At 65.3% G+C, this 567-nt stretch carries 1 protein-coding gene and 1 pseudogene; both read right to left on the bottom strand.

The genetic code is table 11. The features are described 5' to 3' along the window. Positions 1–206: pseudogene (locus tag NW858_RS12020) on the bottom strand (hypothetical protein); the annotation flags it as partial. Positions 207–247: 41 nt separating this feature from the next. Continuing rightward, a partial coding sequence (locus NW858_RS12015) for a S49 family peptidase (RefSeq protein WP_414520591.1) occupies positions 248–567 on the bottom strand: 320 nt, incomplete at its 5' end.

Below are 567 nucleotides of genomic sequence, written 5' to 3'. Positions count from 1 at the left end.
ATTTCCACCCATGCCCGGCTGGTCAGCAGCTCCCGCTCTGGGTTGCAATCCGGCCAGAACCCCGTCTCGCCAACGGGATCCGCCCCCTGGGATCCCTGGCCTAGGGCATCGCTCTGGGTCCACGGGGCAAACGCCGTGGCCAGAGGGCTATGCACGGCCGCCGCCAGCGCAGAAGCGCCGTCCGGCGTGGACAATTCTTGATCCACAGCTTCACCCCTCACACCAAGCCTATTCATCACTGTCAGGTTTAGCGCAAAGTCCAGCCGGGCGCCATCCACAGCAGCGGCACTTCCGGGATCCCGGCCACCTCGTTGCTTCCCAACAGTCGGGCCAGCCAGAGATTTTGCCCTTGCGGAGGCAGTCCTTGGCTCAAGAGCCGCTGCAGGGCGCGTTGGAACGGATCTCTCTCCCCTGCTGGTGACAAGGAGGGATCCCCCGTCATCCGCCGCAGATCTTCCACGGCTTCGGTATATCCTCCCAGGGCATCCACCAGGCCCAGCTCCACCGCCTGGGCCCCAGTAAAGAGGCGCCCATCAGCCAACTGGCGCACGCGGGCCTCATCCAGAC

The organism is Synechococcus sp. H55.10, from assembly GCF_047502715.1.
Classification (GTDB): Bacteria; Cyanobacteriota; Cyanobacteriia; order Thermostichales; family Thermostichaceae; genus Thermostichus.
This window is presented reverse-complemented; position numbering and strand designations above follow the sequence as displayed.